Source organism: Streptomyces sp. NPDC058308 (assembly GCF_042880275.1).
Lineage (GTDB): Bacteria > Actinomycetota > Actinomycetes > Streptomycetales > Streptomycetaceae > Streptomyces.
Window position 1 is genome coordinate 1 of the sequence record NZ_JBHVZA010000047.1, and the last position, 15879, is coordinate 15879.

Sequence of the window (15879 nt, forward strand, 5' to 3'; positions counted from 1 at the left end):
ACCGGGATGACCCTCCGCCTTGCGATCGCACGCACCAGACGCCGCGAGGCCGCCCTCCGGGCGAACGACGCGAGTTTGACGACAGGGCCTAGGGGGCGGGCTCCCCGCCCCGCCAGGGGCGCGGGGAACTGCGCGCCCAGCCACACACGGCCCGCAGCCGACGGACAACCGATCAGACCGCTTCCCACAACGCGGGCGTGCTCGGCGGCTCCCAGCCGGGCTGCGCCTGGTGCCCCTGCAGGCAGCGATACGTGGAGCCGCCGTAGGTCACCGTGTCGCCCGGGGCGTAGACCTTGCCCGCCGCCCACGTGCCTCCCGGCTCGGGATCACCGGGGCCGGGGTCACCGCCACCCGTGGTCTTCAGCGTCAGCCCGTACTGCTGGAGCAGCGGATTGATCGGCTGGTGGAACGTCGTGCCGCCGCTGGAGCAGTTGCCCGAGCCGCCCGAGGTGACGCCCTGCGCCTGGCTCCCGGATATGAAGGAGCCGCCGGAGTCGCCGGGCTCCGCGCAGACGGTCGTCCGCGTCACGCCGCTGATGGTGCCCTCGGGGTAGGTGACGCTGGTGTTGTGCTGCGAGATCGTGCCGCAGTGCCACCCCGTAGTGGAGCCGGAGCGGCAGATCGACGCACCCACCGGGGACTGTGTGGAGCCCTCGACGCCGACCCGCTGCCCGCCCTGGCCCTTCACGTACGGGGTGGCGGTCCACTGGGAGTTGGTGGCGACCCAGGCCATGTCCCTGCCGGGGAAGATGGATGCCTGGAACGTGCCCTGGGCCACCTGGTTGTAGCCGCTGGTCGCGGTGCCCGCGCGCCCGCAGTGGCCCGCCGTGGCGAACCCCTGCTGACCGCCCTTGGTGATCGGGAAGCCGATGGAGCAGCGGCCCCCCATGTAGTACGCGTCGCCGCCCACCAGGTCGTAGAGCGGCCGCGGCCGTTCCGTGGTCCGTACGACGCGTACGAGGGAGGTGTCCACGCCCGCCGCGGAGACGAGGGACGCCGCCGCCGAGGCGTGCACGGCCCGCACCACGACCGCGTTGGTGCGCACGTCGACGTACCAGACCGGTGCGTCACGCGTCTTCGCCTTGCGGGCCGCCCGGTCCAACCGCGCCTTGGCCGCGTCCAGTTGGTCGGCGGAGTGGTCGACCACCGCGGCCCGTGCGCCCCGCGCCTCGATCGCCGGGACGTCGGCGGCGTCGGTCGTCGCCACGGTGAGCGTCGCGGAGGTGGCGCCGCGCACCCAGGCGCCCGCGAAGTCGCGGCCGAGCGCGCTCCGCAGGGACCCCGCGACGGCGCCGGCCTCGGCCTCGTTGACCAGACGGGCCTCGGCCTGCGCCGTCGTGAGGCCGAGGTCGCGCCGCATGGCCCGCAGGACGTCCGGAGAGGTCGCGGCGACGGCGGCGCTCTCGGCGGGGGAGAGGGACGGGGAGGCGGAGGCGGCGGGGTCGGCCTGGGCGGAGGCGGAGCCGGGCAGACCGGCGAGGACCAGTGCCCCGGCCGCGGCCACCGCGGCACACGCCGCGGTGACACGTCTGTGATGGGTGGGGAGCATCTGAGGTCTCCTCGATGTACCGGGGAAGCGGGGAGATGAGGGGAACGCCCACACCGTAGAAGCCTCAACTGTCCGCCAGTAGCTGTCAGCAGACCCCCCGTACCGGCGTTATGGACACCGGCCCGGCGACGGAGACGGCGCGGAGAGCCACGCCGTATAGCTCTCGCTGCGCGCCGCCGCCTCGGCGTGCGCGGCGCGGGTGTGCGCGAAGACGGCGGCCGCGGTGTCATGGGCCGGCGCCGCCGGATGCCAGCCGAGCAGGTGCCGCCAGTACAGCGGCGCCCCCGCCAGCGGCCGGGTCACCAGACCCGGCGTCGGCGGGAACGTCGCCCGGCACAGCCCCACCGCCCGCCCCACCTGCACCAGATGGACGCACGACGCGACATCCGTCTCGTACACGCGCGACGGCGTGAACCCCGCACGCGCGCACGCCGCCGAGAAGCAGTCCGCGAAACAGCCGTCGCCCGGCACGTCCGTCCACGCCGCGTCCGCGAGCAGCGCCAGTTCGATCTCCTGCCGGGCGGCCAGCGGATGGCCGGTGGGCAGCATGACGAAGACGGGGTCGCGGGCCACCTCGCGCCAGACCAGGAGCTCGTCCTCGGGCGGCGCGCTCGCCCCGCAGGTGCCCACCAGCGCGAAGTCCAGGCGGCCCGCCGCCGTACGGGCCGCGATCTCCCGCTCGGACCAGGAGGTGTGGGTCGTCACGGTCACCCCGGGGTAGGCGGCGGCGAGCCGGTCCACCAGGGCGCCGAGCAGCGGCCCGTGGATGCCGCCGAGCCGGAACCCCGCGCCGCCCTCCCAGGCCCGCGCGAACCGCTGCGCCTCCTCCCGCAGCCCGGTGACCGCGGGCAGTACCACCCTGGCGCGGGCCAGCACGAACTCGCCCAGCGGGGTGGCCCGCACGCCGTGCCGGCCCCGCTCGAAGAGCTCGCCGCCCAGGGTGCGCTCGATTCTCTTCAGCTGCGCGCTCAGCGCGGGCTGGGCGAGCCCGAGCGTGGTGGCGGCCTTGGTCAGGCTGCCCGCGTCGGCGATCGCCCGGATCGTCTTCAGGTGCCGCAACTCCAGGTCCATGAAGTGAGCTTGGTGCGCCCTCCGGGCCGGGGCAAGACTCTGGTCCGGACCAGAACTGATCATCGCGGTCGTCAGCCGCCGGCGACCCGCAGCAGCACCACCGACCTCCCCGCCACCGTCAGCTCGTCCCCCGCCCGGTGCACGGCCCCGGGCGGCACGTCCTGCTCCTCCACCGAGGTGTCCACGACGACCTCGTACGCCTCGGCCCACGGCGGCCCCGGCAGCACGAACGCCGTCGGCTCCGCCGCCGCGTGCAGGACCGCGAGGAAGCTGTCGTCGACGACCGGCGCGCCCCGGGCGTCGCGGCCGGGTATGTCGCGCCCCGACAGATACATGCCGAGCGTCGCCGTCGGCGCGTACCAGTCGGCCTCCGTCATCTCGGCGCCGCCCGCCGTGAACCACGCCAGGTCCCGCAGCCCGTCCGCGGAGTGCGCACGGCCGGAGAAGAACGCCCGGCTGCGCAGCACCGGATGGCGGTGCCGCAGCTCGATGAGCCGGGCGGTGAGCGCGTACAGCTCCCGCCACCCCGGCTCGTCCCTGAGCCCCCAGTCGACCCAGCTGATCTCGTTGTCCTGGCAGTAGGCGTTGTTGGAGCCGCGCTGCGTACGGCCCATCTCGTCGCCCGCGACCAGCATCGGCACGCCGGTGGAGAGCAGCAGCGTCGTCATCAGGTTGCGCAGCTGCCTGCGCCGCAGCGCGGTGACGTCCTCGTCGTCCGTCTCGCCCTCGGCGCCGCAGTTCCAGGCCCGGTTGTCGTCGGAGCCGTCCCGGTTGCCCTCCCCGTTGGCCTCGTTGTGCTTCCGCTCGTAACTGACCAGGTCCCGCAGGGTGAAACCGTCGTGCGCCGTCACGAAGTTCACCGACGCGTACGGCCTGCGCCCGCCCCACGCGTACAGGTCGCTCGACCCCGAGAGCCGGTACCCCAGATCGCGTACGTCCGGCAGCGCGCCCCGCCAGAAGTCCCGCACCGCACCCCGGTACCGGTCGTTCCACTCCGTCCACAGCGGCGGGAAGGCCCCCACCTGATAGCCCCCCGACCCCACGTCCCACGGCTCGGCGATCAGCTTCACGCGCCGCAGGACCGGGTCCTGCGCGATCACCGCGAGGAACGGCGAGAGCATGTCGACGTCGTGGAAGGAGCGCGCGAGCGCCGCCGCCAGGTCGAAACGGAAGCCGTCCACGCCCATCTCCGACACCCAGTACCGCAGGGAGTCCGTGATGAGGCGCAGCACGTGCGGCTGGACGACCTGCAAGGTGTTCCCGCAGCCCGTGTAGTCCGCGTACCGCCGTGCCTCGCCCTGCCGCAGCCGGTAGTAGCCGCGGTTGTCGATGCCCTTCAGGGACAGCATCGGGCCGAGCTCCCCGGCCTCCGCCGTGTGGTTGTAGACCACGTCGAGGATGACCTCGATCCCGGCCTCGTGCAGCGCCCGCACCATCCGCTTGAACTCGCCGACCTGCTGGCCCGTGGTGCCCGACGCCGAGTACGCCGCGTGCGGGGCGAAGTAGCCGATCGAGTTGTAGCCCCAGTAGTTGCGCAGGCCCCGGCGCAGCAGATGGTCCTCGTGCGCGAACTGATGCACCGGAAGCAGCTCCACCGCCGTCACCCCTAGGCGCACGAGGTGGTCTAGCGCGGCCGGGTGCGCCAACCCCGCGTACGTGCCGCGCAGTTCATCCGGTATCCCCGGATGCAGCTTGGTGAAGCCGCGCACGTGCAGTTCGTAGATGACCGAGTCCGCCCAGGGCGTCTTGGGCCGCCGGTCGTCCGTCCACTCGTCGTCCGGCGCGTCATCGTGCACGACCACGCCCTTGGGCACGTACGGCGCCGAGTCCCGCTCGTCGCGGACCGTGTCGGCCACGTGCTGCTGGGGCCAGTCGCGCACGTGGCCGTACACCTCGGCGGGCAGCCGGCCGTAGTCGTTGCCCGGGCCGCCGTCCACCGCGCGCGCATAGGGATCGAGGAGCAGCTTCGCCGGGTTCCAGCGGGCGCCGGTCCAGGGGTCCCAGCGGCCGTGCACGCGGTAGCCGTACCGCTGGCCGGGGCGCACGTCCGGCACGAAGCCGTGCCAGATCCCGTGCGTCAGCTCGGTCAGCCGGCAGCGCGTCTCGACGGCCCTGACCCCGTCGGTGTCGAACAGACAGAGCTCCACCGCCTCCGCGCCGCCCGCCCAGAGCGCGAAGTTGGTGCCCGCGACCCCGTCGGGCCCCACCCGGAACCGGGCGCCGAGCGGGGTCGGCGCCCCCGGCCAGACCGGTCGCGTCGGCGCGGCGCGGGGCGGGGTGCCCCGCCCGGTCCTGCTCCCGTTCACTGTGGGGGCGGGCCGCTCGGCCGTGCCGCGCCCCATCGTCCGCGCTTCCTGCACTGCCCCTGGTTCGGGTGCGCTCGACACCTACTCGCCTCCCGCGGCTCCGTCGGCCGACGCGCGAAGAAGGGCGTGCGGCGTCCCGGCCGCGGCTCCCCCTACGTCGTCCTCCCCACTAGTTCTGCCCACCGTGCGCGCCGCACTCACGTTTCCCCGGCAGGGGGACGGTCGTTGGGACCCACGTGAGACAGGTTGCGAGGCGCGCACGGCGCGCAGGGGCCGCGCTGGCCGCGGCGGTGACATGGGCGGGCCTGCTGGCCGGGGCGTCCGGCTGCTCCGCCGACGGGCTCGACGGAATCATGGGGAAACCGCGCTCGCCCGCGGACGCGATCCGGGTGACGCCCGGTGACGACAGCAAGGGGATCAAGGCGGACGAACGCATCGAGGTCAAGGTCCCCGGCGGCCGCCTGGAGTCGGTGAAGGTCGTCCGGACGCAGGACGCGCAGAAGTTCGACGTGCCGGGCCGCATCGACGAGGACGGCACCACCTGGCGGCCCCTCGACGACGGGCCGCTGGCCCTCGCCGCCACGTACAAGGTCGACGCCGTCGCCCTGGACGGCCACGGCCGCCGCACGGCCCGGCACACCACCTTCCGTACGTACGTCCCCGACGAGCGCTTCACCGCGTACGTCACGCCGGAGAACCGCTCCACGGTCGGCACCGGGATGATCGTCTCCCTGGAGTTCAACCGGGAGGTCGAGAACCGCGAGGCGGTGCAGCGCGCCATCCACGTCACCGCGCACCCGGCGGTCGACATCCGCCCGCACTGGTTCGGCAAGACCCGCGTCGACTTCCGCCCCGAGAAGTACTGGAAGCCCGGCACCGAGGTCACCGTCGGCCTGCGGCTGCGCGACGTCCAGGCCGCCCCCGGGGTGTACGGCCTGCAGGACAAGAGCTTCGCGTTCACGGTCGGCCGCAGCCAGACCTCCCTGGTCGACGCGGCCGAGCACACCATGGAAGTACGCCGCGACGGCGAGGTCCTCGCCACGGTCCCGATCACCGCGGGCGCCCCCAAGACCACCACGTACAACGGGAAGATGGTGGTGACGGAGATGCTGGAGGTGACCCGCATGAACAGCCGCACCGTCGGCTTCGGCGGCGAGTACGACATCCCCGACGTGCCGCACGCGATGCGCCTGACGACCTCCGGCACCTTCCTGCACGGCAACTACTGGTCCCCGGACGCCCCTGGCAACACCAATGTCAGCCATGGCTGTGTGGGGCTGCGCGACGTGAAGGGCGGCAGCTCGAAGACGCCCGCGGGCTGGTTCTTCGACCGGAGCCTCATCGGGGACGTCGTCGAAGTGGTCAACAGCAATGACAAGAAAGTCGCTCCTGACAACGGCCTCGGGGGCTGGAACATGGGGTGGAAGAACTGGGTGAACAACGGCTGATCCCCCGGGTGATCGTGAGGTGATCCCCCGGTGACCGGCCGGGGACCATCAAGTGATCATGGTCTGCCCGTACCCCCACGGCAGTTGGAACGGAACGGTGACATTGGCGGGGAGTCATCGCCCGGAACCGTGTGGTTATCTAACGCTTGCGCGTGTCCGAAACGCGCAGGTGCACTGGGGTGCGGGCCTGGATCAGGCCGTGCGAGGGGAGACAACATCTTGAACGGGCGACCGATATCGGGGACGTCGGTTGGTGCGCGGATTCGCGTGCGGCGGCGGGGCGCCAGAGGACTGACGGCGGTGGCGTCGGGGGCGGCGCTCCTGTTCGTCGCGGCATGCGGCGGGGGCGACTCGGACTCCGGCGGTGACGGCAAGGGCGAGGCGGGCAAGAACGCCGCCTCCGCGGCCGTCGTGACGATAGCCCCCAAGGACGGCGCGGACTCCGTGGCCACCAGCGGCGCCCTGAGGATAGGCGCCACCAAGGGCAAGCTCTCCGAGGTCGAGGTCAAGGACGGCAAGGGCAACCCGGTTCCGGGCAGGATCGCTGCGGACGGCGCCAGTTGGAAGCCCGCCCACCACCTCGCGGCCGCCACGAAGTACAAGGTCCACGCGGTGGCGAAGGACTCCGACGGCCGCGCCTCGGCCAAGGACACCGCCTTCACGACGCTGACTCCGAAGAACACCTTCATAGGCCAGTTCAACCCGGAGGACGGTTCGAAGGTCGGCGTCGGAATGCCGTTCTCGGTGAACTTCACGCGCGGCATCACCGACCCGGCCGCCGTCGAGAAGGCCATCGAGATCAAGACCGAGCCGTCCGTGCCCGTCGAGGGGCACTGGTTCGGCAACGACCGCCTGGACTTCCGCCCGGAGAAGTACTGGAAGGCCGGCACGAAGGTCACCGTGAAGCTCAACCTCGACGGCGTCGAGGGCCGCCCGGGCGTCTACGGCAAGCAGGTCAAGACCCTGAACTTCACGATCGGCCGCAGCCAGGTCTCCACCGTCGACGCCAAGACGCACCAGATGAAGGTCGTCCGCGACGGCAAGCAGATCAAGAAGATCCCGATCACCGCGGGCGCCCCCGGCACCACCACGTACAACGGCGAGATGGTCATCAGCGAGAAGCTGCAGGTGACCCGGATGAACGGCGAGACCGTCGGCTTCGGCGGCGAGTACGACATCAAGGACGTCCCGCACGCGATGCGGCTTTCCACCTCCGGCACCTTCATCCACGGCAACTACTGGTCGGGCGGCGCCTTCGGCAACACCAACGCCAGCCACGGCTGCATAGGCCTGAGTGACGTGCGCGGCGGCTACAGCAAGAAGACGCCCGCCGGCTGGTTCTTCGAGAACTCGATGATCGGCGACCTGGTCGTCGTGAAGAACTCCGCCGACAAGAAGATCCAGCCGGAGAACGGCTACAACGGCTGGAACATGTCGTGGGAGAAGTGGAAGGCCTAGCCACGGCCCCCGGCCCAGCCACGGCCCCCGGCCTCACGACGGCCCATCTGGGAAGGGCCCGGCGCACTGTGACCAAGTGCACCGGGCCCTTCCCCGTTAACCCCCGCTAACGTGCCTCTCATGACTGCACACCTCGAAGTCGCCGAAGGCGTCGGCACGATCCGACTCGACCGTCCCCCGATGAACGCCCTGGACATCGCCACCCAGGACCGCCTCAAGGAGCTCGCCGAAGAGGCGACGCGGCGCGACGACGTACGCGCCGTGGTGATCCACGGCGGCGAGAAGGTGTTCGCGGCGGGCGCGGACATCAAGGAGATGCAGGCCATGGACCACGCGGCCATGGTCGTGCGCTCCGGCGCCCTGCAGGAGTCGTTCACGGCCGTGGCCCGCATCCCCAAGCCGGTCGTCGCCGCCGTCAACGGCTATGCGCTGGGCGGCGGTTGTGAGCTCGCGCTCTGCGCCGACTTCCGCATCGCCGCGGACAACGCCAAGCTCGGCCAGCCGGAGATCCTGCTCGGCGTCATTCCCGGCGCGGGCGGCACCCAGCGCCTGGCCCGCCTCGTCGGCCCGTCCAAGGCCAAGGACCTCATCTTCACCGGCCGCCATGTGAAGGCGGATGAGGCGCTCACCATCGGCCTGGTGGACCGCGTCGTGCCCGCCGCCGAGGTGTACGAGCAGGCGCACGCGTGGGCCGCGCGCCTCGCGCAGGGTCCGGCCATCGCGCTGCGCGCCGCCAAGGAGTCCATCGACGCGGGCCTGGAGACCGACATCGACACGGGCCTCGCCATCGAACGCACGTGGTTCGCGGGTCTGTTCGCGACCGAGGACCGCCAGCGGGGCATGCGGAGCTTCGTCGAGGAGGGTCCTGGCAAGGCCAAGTTCGTCTGAACGGGCCATTGAGGGCGCCCAGTTGAACGTGCGTCAGTGGGCACGTCCCTCGAAGGAGCGGATTATGAACGCCCTGACAGAACCTTGAGCCTGACTGGCCGGGCGGTGTGTGATCACGCACATGCGGGTAGTCACCGCAGGTCATCGCCGGATTCAGAGCTCTGGACTGCCAGTGGCATATGTCAAGACGGCCCCCCGGAATGGATGGTTCCGGGGGGCTTATTCCGCCGGAACGGCCCCGGAGGGCGCCCTGGGCGGCCATGATGGTGGCATGGCGGGGCTGGAGGGTTACGAACGGCCGCGGCGGCAGGGCAGTGCGACCGCGGCACGCTGGTCGCCGGCGGTGGAGGACGAACACGCGCTCAAGGCGCTCGAGTTGTTCGGCAATCCGACGGACGCGGAGGTTCCGCTGCCGTCGCGCCCGGAGTCCGCCGCCATCGCGCGCCGCCTCGCCCAGGTCGTCGTCCTGCGCCACTGGGGCCTCTCCCCGAAACTCACCGAGGACGTCGTCCTCCTCGTCTCCGAACTCGTCGGGAACGCCGTCCGGCACACCGGCGCCCGCGTCTTCGGCCTGCGCATGCAGCGGCGGCGGGGCTGGATCCGCGTGGAGGTCCGCGATCCCTCGCGCGGGCTGCCCTGTCTGATGCCCGTCCGTGAGATGGACCTGAGCGGCCGCGGCCTGTTCCTCGTCGACAAGCTCTCCGACCGGTGGGGCGTCGACCTGCTGCCGCGCGGCAAGACGACGTGGTTCGAGATGCGGGTCGCCGACCGCTGAAAGACAGGCTCCGAGAAAGACAGGCCCTGAGAAAGACAGTCCCTGAGGGGGGCGCCGGTACGCGAAAGCCCCCGGCGGCCGTGGTCGGCGCGAAGGGGGCCTTCGTGAAGGGCCGTGGATGTTTGGGGTGTGATCCACAGCCGCTGATGACGACCTGAGCCCGGGTCAATGGGGGTCGTGTCCCCGACTATGGCAGACGCCTGTCGGCGATCCAAAAGCCCATATGTGTACATCACGGGCAAAAAGTGACAGTTTAGAGGTGAATCCTTGGTGAGATGGGACACCTGCCTGGTAAACGCTGGTTAAGCGGCGGCTGTGAGGGGTGATACCGAAGGCCCCTCCAGGGCGAGGGAGGACCCGGGGCTCCGACCCGTAACGCCCCTGAAGCGGGCAATCAGCATTTTTTACATTCTTTTCCCATTAAATGGACGGGTGATCGAGACCGACCGCCGCAGAGCCCTGCGCGCGGGCGTCGGCCTTCTCGCCGCGGGCGCGCTCACCACCGGGTGCGCCGCGACCGGCCCCGCCCCCGCCCGCCCGTCCGCATCCAGGTCCCCCGGCCCCCCGGGCGAGGCCCCCCGCCCCGCCCTGGCCGCCGCCCCCGCCCCGCGTCGCTTCCCCGGCCGCCCCGCCCAGATCGACCACGGCCCCCGCACCCGCCCCCGGGTCGCCCTCACCTTCCACGGCCAGGGCGACCCGGCCATCGCGAAGTCGCTGCTCACCGAGGCGGAGAAGGCGGGCGCCAAGGTCACCGTCCTCGCCGTCGGCAGCTGGCTCGACGCCCACCCCGACCTGGCGCGCCGCATCCTCGACGGCGGCCACGACCTGGGCAACCACACCCACCACCACCGGGACATCAACGCCATGTCCGAAGCCGAGGCCACCGCCGAGATCGCCGGCTGCGCGGACCGCCTGCGCCGCCTCACCGGCTCCATCGGCACCTGGTTCCGCCCCTCGCGCACCCGGACGGCGACGCCCCTCGTCGAACGCCTCGCCCGCCGGGCGGGCTACCCGCACGTCCTCTCGTACGACGTCGACTCCCTCGACTTCACCTCGCCGGGCGCCCCGGCCGTCACCCGCAAGATCGCCGCCGAGATCCGCCCCGGATCCGTGGTGAGCCTCCACTTCGGGTACGCGGACACGGTCGCAGCCCTCCCCGCCGTCCTGAAAGAACTGGAACGCCGCGGCCTGCGCGCGGTCACGACCACGGAGCTGCTGACCTGATGTCCCTGAACCCGGAACCCACCCCGAGCCCCACCGTCGCCCCCGGCCCCGGCCTCGGCCCGGGACCGCGCCCCACCCGGCGGGAGGCTCCGCTGCACAGCCTCTCCAAGCGCACCGCCGCCGTCCTCGCCGCCGGTGCCGTGCTCGCCGTCCTCGCCGGCTGCGGGACGGACCAGCGCGCCGACGAAGCGCTCGGCACCGAAGGCGTGCGCAAGCCCGCCAAGCCGAAGACGGCACCCGGTCTGCCCGGCATGCCGCCCGTCCTCGACCCCAAGGACGCGTACGCCGCCGACCGGCCGAACGCCCTCCAGCCCGTGGCGAAGAAGTTCCTCAACCGTATCTACGTGCCCAACACCAACTCCAACACGGTGTCGATCATCGACCCCGACAAGTACGAGGTCGTCAAGACCGTCAAGGTCGGCAACCAGCCCCAGCACGTCGTCCCCTCCTGGGACATGAAGACGCTCTGGGTCAACAACGACCTCGGCGACAGTCTCACCGCCATCGACCCCGTCACCGGCAAGACCGGCCGCACCGTCGAGGTCTCCGACCCGTACAACCTCTACTTCACACCGAACGGCAAGCACGCCATCGTGATGGCCTCCATGGACCGCGAGCTCGTCTTCCGCGACCCGAAGACCATGAACCGCGTCAAGACCGTCCCGGTGACCTGCGCGGGCGTCAACCACGCCGACTTCTCCATGGACGGCCGCTACTTCATCGTGTCCTGCGAGTTCTCCGGCGAGCTCCTCAAGGTCGACACGGAGAAGATGGAGGTCGTCGGCCAGCAGAAGATCCCCTTCAAGGGCGCCATGCCGCAGGACGTGAAGATGTCCCCGGACGGCAAGACCTTCTACATCGCCGACATGATGGCGCACGGCATGTGGGTCCTCGACGGAAAGAAGTTCACGAAGCCGAAGCTGCTGCCCACCGGCAAGGGCTGCCACGGCCTCTACGTGAGCCGCGACTCCAAGGAGATGTACATCTCCAACCGCGGCGAGGGCACCATCTCCGTCTTCGACTTCCCCAAGAACAAGCTCACCAAGAAATGGAAGCTCCCCCAGGGCGGCAGCCCCGACATGGGCGGCGTCTCCTCGGACGGCAACACCCTCTGGCTCTCCGGACGTTACGACTCCGAGGTGTACGCCATCGACACCCGCACCGGCGTCCAGCTGGCCCGCATCCCGGTGGGCAGCGGACCGCACGGCCTCGCGGTCTACCCCCAGCCGGGCCGCTACTCGCTCGGGCACACGGGGATCTTCCGTTGAACCATTGACGGTTGACGGTTGGCCGCACCTGACAACGGGCACCAAACGGGCAGTTCAGGAACCTGCCTTCTCCCCCCACCCTGGAGGCGCCCGTGATCCGTGGCATCGACGTCAGCTCGCACCAGTCGACTTTCGACACGGACGGCCTCTCCTTCGTCATCATCAAGGCGACGGAGGGTCGTTCGTACGTCAACCCGAAACTGTCCGCCCAGACGAAGCGCGCCCGCGACGCCGGATGCGTCGCCGGCTTCTACCACTTCCTGTGGCCGGGGAACATCACGGCCCAGGCCGCGTACTTCGTGAGCAAAGCACCCGAGAAGGCGGGGGAGCTGCTGGCGGTGGACTGGGAGTGGACCGGGGACCACACGCGCGCGAGCAACGGGGAGAAGGACCGCTTCATCCGGGAGGTGAAGCGGCTGCGCCCCCACAATCGCGTACTGCTGTACTGCAGCCGCGATTTCTGGCTCAACCACGACACCACTTCGTACGCGGGCGACGGGCTGTGGATCGCCGACTACGTGAGCGCGGGCAAGCCGCGCATCCAGGCGGAGTGGACGATCCATCAGTACACGTCGTCGCCGCTGGACAAGGACGTGGCCGCCTTCGACAGCGAGGACGAGCTGCGGGAGTGGGCGACGTCCTAGGTCCTGTCGTCGAACTCGCGTCGTTCGCCCGGAGGGCGGCCTCGCGGCGTCTGGTGCGTGCGATCGCAAGGCGGAGGGTCGTCCCGGTACTGGGCGTACCGGGATGAGCCCGACAACGCGGCGAGCGTGCGTGCCAGGCGTCGCGAGGCAGACGGGAGTTTGACGACAGGACCTAGGGTCCTTCTGGCGGGGCGAGGTGGCTGAGCGGGGGCGGCGGCCGAGCGGGTGTCAGGCGCGGAATTCGGCCGTGCGCTCCGGCGACGCCGCCGCCAGGGCCTCGCGGATCTCCTCGACGGCGCCCCTGTTTCCGTAGACGGGGGTGCCGGGCTGCTGGCGCCAGGACTCGTCCTGGCCGCCGTTGTCCACGGTGTCGAAGCCGAGCTGGTCGATGAGGTCCCGTACGGTCTTCTTGGCCACCTCGTCGTCGCCGGACACCGGCAGGGTCAGGCGGCCGGGGTCTCCCTGGGGGCGCGGCGCGTCGAGGATGTCCTGGGCGTAGGTGCCGTTGAAGGCCTTGATCACGGGGTGGCCGATCTGCCGCTCCGTCCAGCGGCTCTCGGTGAGACCTTCCTCGATCCCGGCGATCCTGCCGTCGCGCTGCGGATAGTAGTTGCCGGTGTCGATGACCGCGACGCCCTCGGCGGCGCCGTCGAGGAAGCCCGCGGGCAGGTCGGGGATGGCCTTGAGCGGGATCGCCACGACGACGACCTCCGCGCCCCGGGCGGCCTCCTCGACGGGGACGGGCGTGGCCCCGGTCTCCTCGGCGAGCGCGGTCAGGGTGTGCGGGCCGCGGGAGTTGGCGACGGCCACGTCGTGACCGAGCGCGGTGAGCCGCCGGGTGAGGTTGCCGCCGATGTTGCCCGCTCCGATGATGCCGATCTTCATGATGACTGTCCTTCCGGAGATCCCCAGTGGTATCGGAGGCAACCTCCGGATTGCCTGGGGTATTCCGTCCAGGAGCCGGGGCATTCCGCCCAGGGGCTCGACTCGAAAAGGATCTCGGCATAATGGCGGCTGCTTCCGCCCGTCGCGAGCCCCAAGAGCCGCACCAGCCAGTCACGAGTCCCACGAGCCCCACGAGCCCCATGAGTCCCACGGCGCCTGTGCCGCCACCCAGTTCGGAGCCCCGGTAGTGCTTTTCGACGTCACCCGCTGCGGACTCGCCGCCCTCTTCGGCGAGGACCGGCTCGCGACCCTTCCCGCCACCTCGTTCCCGCCCGGTGCCGCGGACACCGAGGGCGCCCGCCTCCTCCGGTCCGTCGGCGCCCCGGCCGGAACGCTCTTTCTGCGCGAGCCCGACGAGGACGACGGCAGGCTGCCCCTCGTCCGGGAGGTCGTCCACGTCGAGGCCTTCGAGGCCTTCGAGGAGGCCGCGGCAGGTGCCGGGGAATGGCCCGTCATCGGCTGGCTGCTCAACGCCCACCTCGCCCTCGACCCCGCTTCCGGCAAGGTGTTCGCCTTCGATCCCGACGAGGAGACGGCGCGGGAACTCCACACCGACGTCTCCTCCCTCATCCAGGTCGCCCTCCGGTTCCAGCGCCTGCTGGAGGAGTTCACCTTCAGCGGCGAAGAGGACGACGAGGAGGCCGACTTCGAGCGCCTTGACCGCGAGGTCGAGCGCATCCGCCAGGAGACGAGCGCCATCGACCCGCTCCCCTTCCAGGACGACGAGACCGTCTGGTCGGTCGTGGGCGAGGAGATCGCCGCGGGCCAGCGGTTCACGGCCGCTACCCCGGGCGGCCGCTCGCTCCATGGGTGACCGGCGGGCGACGCCGCCCACCCACCGCACACGCGTTCGCCCCGCCGGCCAAGGTGCTCGACGAACTCGCGGGCATCGAGCACGCGTTCATGACGACGGTGCATGCGTACACGCAGGAGCAGAATCCACAGGAGCAGAACCCACAGGGCGGCGAATACTCGGACGACCCGCTCGTGTCGTCCGACATCACGGGCAACCCCGCCTCGCCGATCTTCGACTCGGCCCTCACCCGCGTCGACGGCCGCCACGTGAAGGTCGTCGCCCGGTACGACAACGAGTGGGGTTTCTCGAACCGCGTGATCGGCACGCTGGAGCTCCTGATCGGCGCGTGAGCGCTCCGCTCCGCGTCACAGCCGTACCACGATCTTTCCCACGTGCTCGTTGGACTCCATCAGCCGGTGCGCGTCCCTGATGCTCTCCAGCCCCTCGAAGACCTCGCCGACCACGGGGCGGAACGTGCCGTCCCGCAGTCCCGACGCGATGAACGCGTTGATGCGGCGCAGGCCCTCCGGAGTGGACGACAGGTGCGTGTTGGCGTAACCGTGCACGGTCATGGGCCAGTTGAGCGGTACGGCCATGAGGCGACGGTCCAGGGAACCGTAGACGACCACTGTCCCCGTGGTGGTCGCCGACCGGGCGAGCTCCGCGAGGCCGGGGCCGCCCACCGCGTCGAAGATCAGCTCGGCTCCCTTGTCGCCGGTGAAGCGCCGGACCTCCTTCACGACGTCGTCCGTGTCCGAGGCGACGACCAGAGCGGCTCCGTTGTCGAGGAGTTGCCGCCGCTTCTCGCCGGTGCGGGTGACCGCGATCGGGACCGCGCCGATCCGCGCCGCGGTCTGCAGCGCGGCGACGCCGACCCCGCTGGACGCCGCGGTGACCACCACGTGGTCGCCCGGCCGCAGGCCGCCGGTTTCCAGCATTCCGCCGTACGCCGTGGAGTACGTCAGCCACGTCGCCGCCCCCGTCACCGCGTCGAGCCCGGCGGGGCGCGCCACGACGGCGGTGGCGGGCAGGACGACGCGGTCCGCGTAGACGCCCTGGGCGCTCATCTCGATGCCGGGGCCGGTCAGCACGGCGTCGCCGGGGGAGTGGGCGCTCACGCCGGGGCCGACCGCCTCGACGGTGCCTGCGGCCTCGTAACCGAGCCGAGAGCCGGGCAGGGCGGGCTGGTAGTAGTACGCACCCGCGCGGAACAGGGCTTCGGCGCGGTTGAGGCCCAACGCCTCGACGCGGACGAGGACTTCGCCGGGCCCGGGGGCGGGCAGCGGGACCTCTTCGACGCGCAGGACGTCGGGGCCGCCGGTCTCGTCGAAGAGGACGGTGCGTGCGGTGTTCGGGGTTGCGGTGTTCGGAGCCTCGGTGTTCAGGGCCGCGGTGTTCGGAGTTGCAGTGTTCGGGGTTGCGGTGTTCGTCGTCATGGCAATGACGCTAGGCGGGCTTTCGGGGGCGGCCCATGCCCGTTGATCCCGCGTCGATGTCCGTTCGTCTC

At 71.2% G+C, this 15879-nt stretch carries 13 protein-coding genes and 1 pseudogene; 9 read left to right on the plus strand and 5 right to left on the minus strand.

The window, feature by feature from the left end; genetic code table 11:
* Nucleotides 1-172: 172 nt before the first annotated feature.
* The 3 genes from ACFVYL_RS35850 to glgX all read right to left on the minus strand — a co-directional run bounded on the left by ACFVYL_RS35850 (nt 173) and on the right by glgX (nt 5007).
* Nucleotides 173-1549 carry a carbohydrate-binding protein gene (locus tag ACFVYL_RS35850; RefSeq protein ID WP_389723830.1) on the minus strand — a complete coding sequence of 459 codons (1377 nt, stop codon included), beginning with the start codon at nt 1547-1549 and terminating at the stop codon, nt 173-175.
* A 108-nt stretch (nt 1550-1657) separates the two neighbouring features.
* Nucleotides 1658-2620: a LysR substrate-binding domain-containing protein gene (locus ACFVYL_RS35855; RefSeq protein WP_389723833.1), complete on the minus strand. Its 963-nt coding sequence runs from the start codon at nt 2618-2620 to the stop codon at nt 1658-1660.
* Nucleotides 2621-2691: 71 nt separating this feature from the next.
* Nucleotides 2692-5007, minus strand: a complete 2316-nt coding sequence (gene glgX, locus ACFVYL_RS35860) for a glycogen debranching protein GlgX (RefSeq protein WP_389723836.1) — start codon at nt 5005-5007, stop codon at nt 2692-2694.
* Nucleotides 5008-5162: 155 nt separating this feature from the next.
* Between glgX and ACFVYL_RS35865 the strand changes: the two genes are divergently transcribed.
* The 7 genes from ACFVYL_RS35865 to ACFVYL_RS35895 all read left to right on the plus strand — a co-directional run bounded on the left by ACFVYL_RS35865 (nt 5163) and on the right by ACFVYL_RS35895 (nt 12631).
* Nucleotides 5163-6374 (plus strand): Ig-like domain-containing protein, encoded by a 1212-nt coding sequence (locus ACFVYL_RS35865; protein ID WP_389723839.1) that lies wholly within the window; start codon nt 5163-5165, stop codon nt 6372-6374.
* 219 nt (nt 6375-6593) lie between these two features.
* Entirely contained in the window at nt 6594-7832 is a 1239-nt protein-coding gene (locus ACFVYL_RS35870; protein WP_389723842.1) for an Ig-like domain-containing protein, read from the plus strand.
* 120 nt (nt 7833-7952) lie between these two features.
* Nucleotides 7953-8720: an enoyl-CoA hydratase/isomerase family protein gene (locus ACFVYL_RS35875; RefSeq protein WP_389723845.1), complete on the plus strand. Its 768-nt coding sequence runs from the start codon at nt 7953-7955 to the stop codon at nt 8718-8720.
* 121 nt (nt 8721-8841) lie between these two features.
* Nucleotides 8842-9495, plus strand: a complete 654-nt coding sequence (locus ACFVYL_RS35880) for an ATP-binding protein (RefSeq protein WP_389723847.1) — start codon at nt 8842-8844, stop codon at nt 9493-9495.
* Between the two features lie 432 nt (nt 9496-9927).
* The gene (locus tag ACFVYL_RS35885) at nt 9928-10719 is read left to right on the plus strand and encodes a polysaccharide deacetylase family protein (RefSeq protein WP_389723850.1); all 792 of its coding nucleotides are present in this window, start codon (nt 9928-9930) and stop codon (nt 10717-10719) included.
* Nucleotides 10719-11987, plus strand: a complete 1269-nt coding sequence (locus ACFVYL_RS35890) for a YncE family protein (protein ID WP_389723853.1) — start codon at nt 10719-10721, stop codon at nt 11985-11987. Before ACFVYL_RS35885 ends, ACFVYL_RS35890 begins: the two co-directional genes overlap by 1 nt.
* Before the next feature lie 92 nt (nt 11988-12079).
* Complete coding sequence (locus ACFVYL_RS35895) at nt 12080-12631, plus strand: glycoside hydrolase family 25 protein (RefSeq protein ID WP_389723856.1); 552 nt, start codon at nt 12080-12082, stop codon at nt 12629-12631.
* 228 nt (nt 12632-12859) lie between these two features.
* Here ACFVYL_RS35895 and ACFVYL_RS35900 read toward each other — a convergent pair whose 3' ends face one another.
* Nucleotides 12860-13516, minus strand: a complete 657-nt coding sequence (locus tag ACFVYL_RS35900; RefSeq protein WP_389723858.1) for an NADPH-dependent F420 reductase — start codon at nt 13514-13516, stop codon at nt 12860-12862.
* A gap of 247 nt (nt 13517-13763) precedes the next feature.
* On the opposite strand from ACFVYL_RS35900, the gene ACFVYL_RS35905 reads away from it, so the two are divergent.
* The gene (locus tag ACFVYL_RS35905) at nt 13764-14390 is read left to right on the plus strand and encodes an SUKH-4 family immunity protein (RefSeq protein ID WP_389723860.1); all 627 of its coding nucleotides are present in this window, start codon (nt 13764-13766) and stop codon (nt 14388-14390) included.
* Nucleotides 14391-14413: 23 nt separating this feature from the next.
* A pseudogene (locus ACFVYL_RS35910) lies at nt 14414-14722 on the plus strand (hypothetical protein); the annotation flags it as partial.
* A gap of 15 nt (nt 14723-14737) precedes the next feature.
* Here ACFVYL_RS35910 and ACFVYL_RS35915 read toward each other — a convergent pair.
* Nucleotides 14738-15808, minus strand: coding sequence for a zinc-dependent alcohol dehydrogenase family protein (locus ACFVYL_RS35915; RefSeq protein WP_389723862.1), 1071 nt, complete (start codon nt 15806-15808; stop codon nt 14738-14740).
* Nucleotides 15809-15879 lie beyond the last annotated feature (71 nt).

Excerpts from the sequence above, each read along its gene's own strand:
- ACFVYL_RS35850 (WP_389723830.1), bottom strand. The coding sequence starts at position 1,549 with ATGCTCCCCACCCATCACAGACGTGTCACCGCGGCGTGTGCCGCGGTG.
- ACFVYL_RS35855 (WP_389723833.1), bottom strand. The coding sequence starts at position 2,620 with ATGGACCTGGAGTTGCGGCACCTGAAGACGATCCGGGCGATCGCCGAC.
- ACFVYL_RS35875 (WP_389723845.1), top strand. The coding sequence starts at position 7,953 with ATGACTGCACACCTCGAAGTCGCCGAAGGCGTCGGCACGATCCGACTC.
- ACFVYL_RS35880 (WP_389723847.1), top strand. The coding sequence starts at position 8,842 with ATGCGGGTAGTCACCGCAGGTCATCGCCGGATTCAGAGCTCTGGACTG.
- ACFVYL_RS35890 (WP_389723853.1), top strand. The coding sequence starts at position 10,719 with ATGTCCCTGAACCCGGAACCCACCCCGAGCCCCACCGTCGCCCCCGGC.
- ACFVYL_RS35900 (WP_389723858.1), bottom strand. The coding sequence starts at position 13,516 with ATGAAGATCGGCATCATCGGAGCGGGCAACATCGGCGGCAACCTCACC.
- ACFVYL_RS35915 (WP_389723862.1), bottom strand. The coding sequence starts at position 15,808 with ATGACGACGAACACCGCAACCCCGAACACTGCAACTCCGAACACCGCG.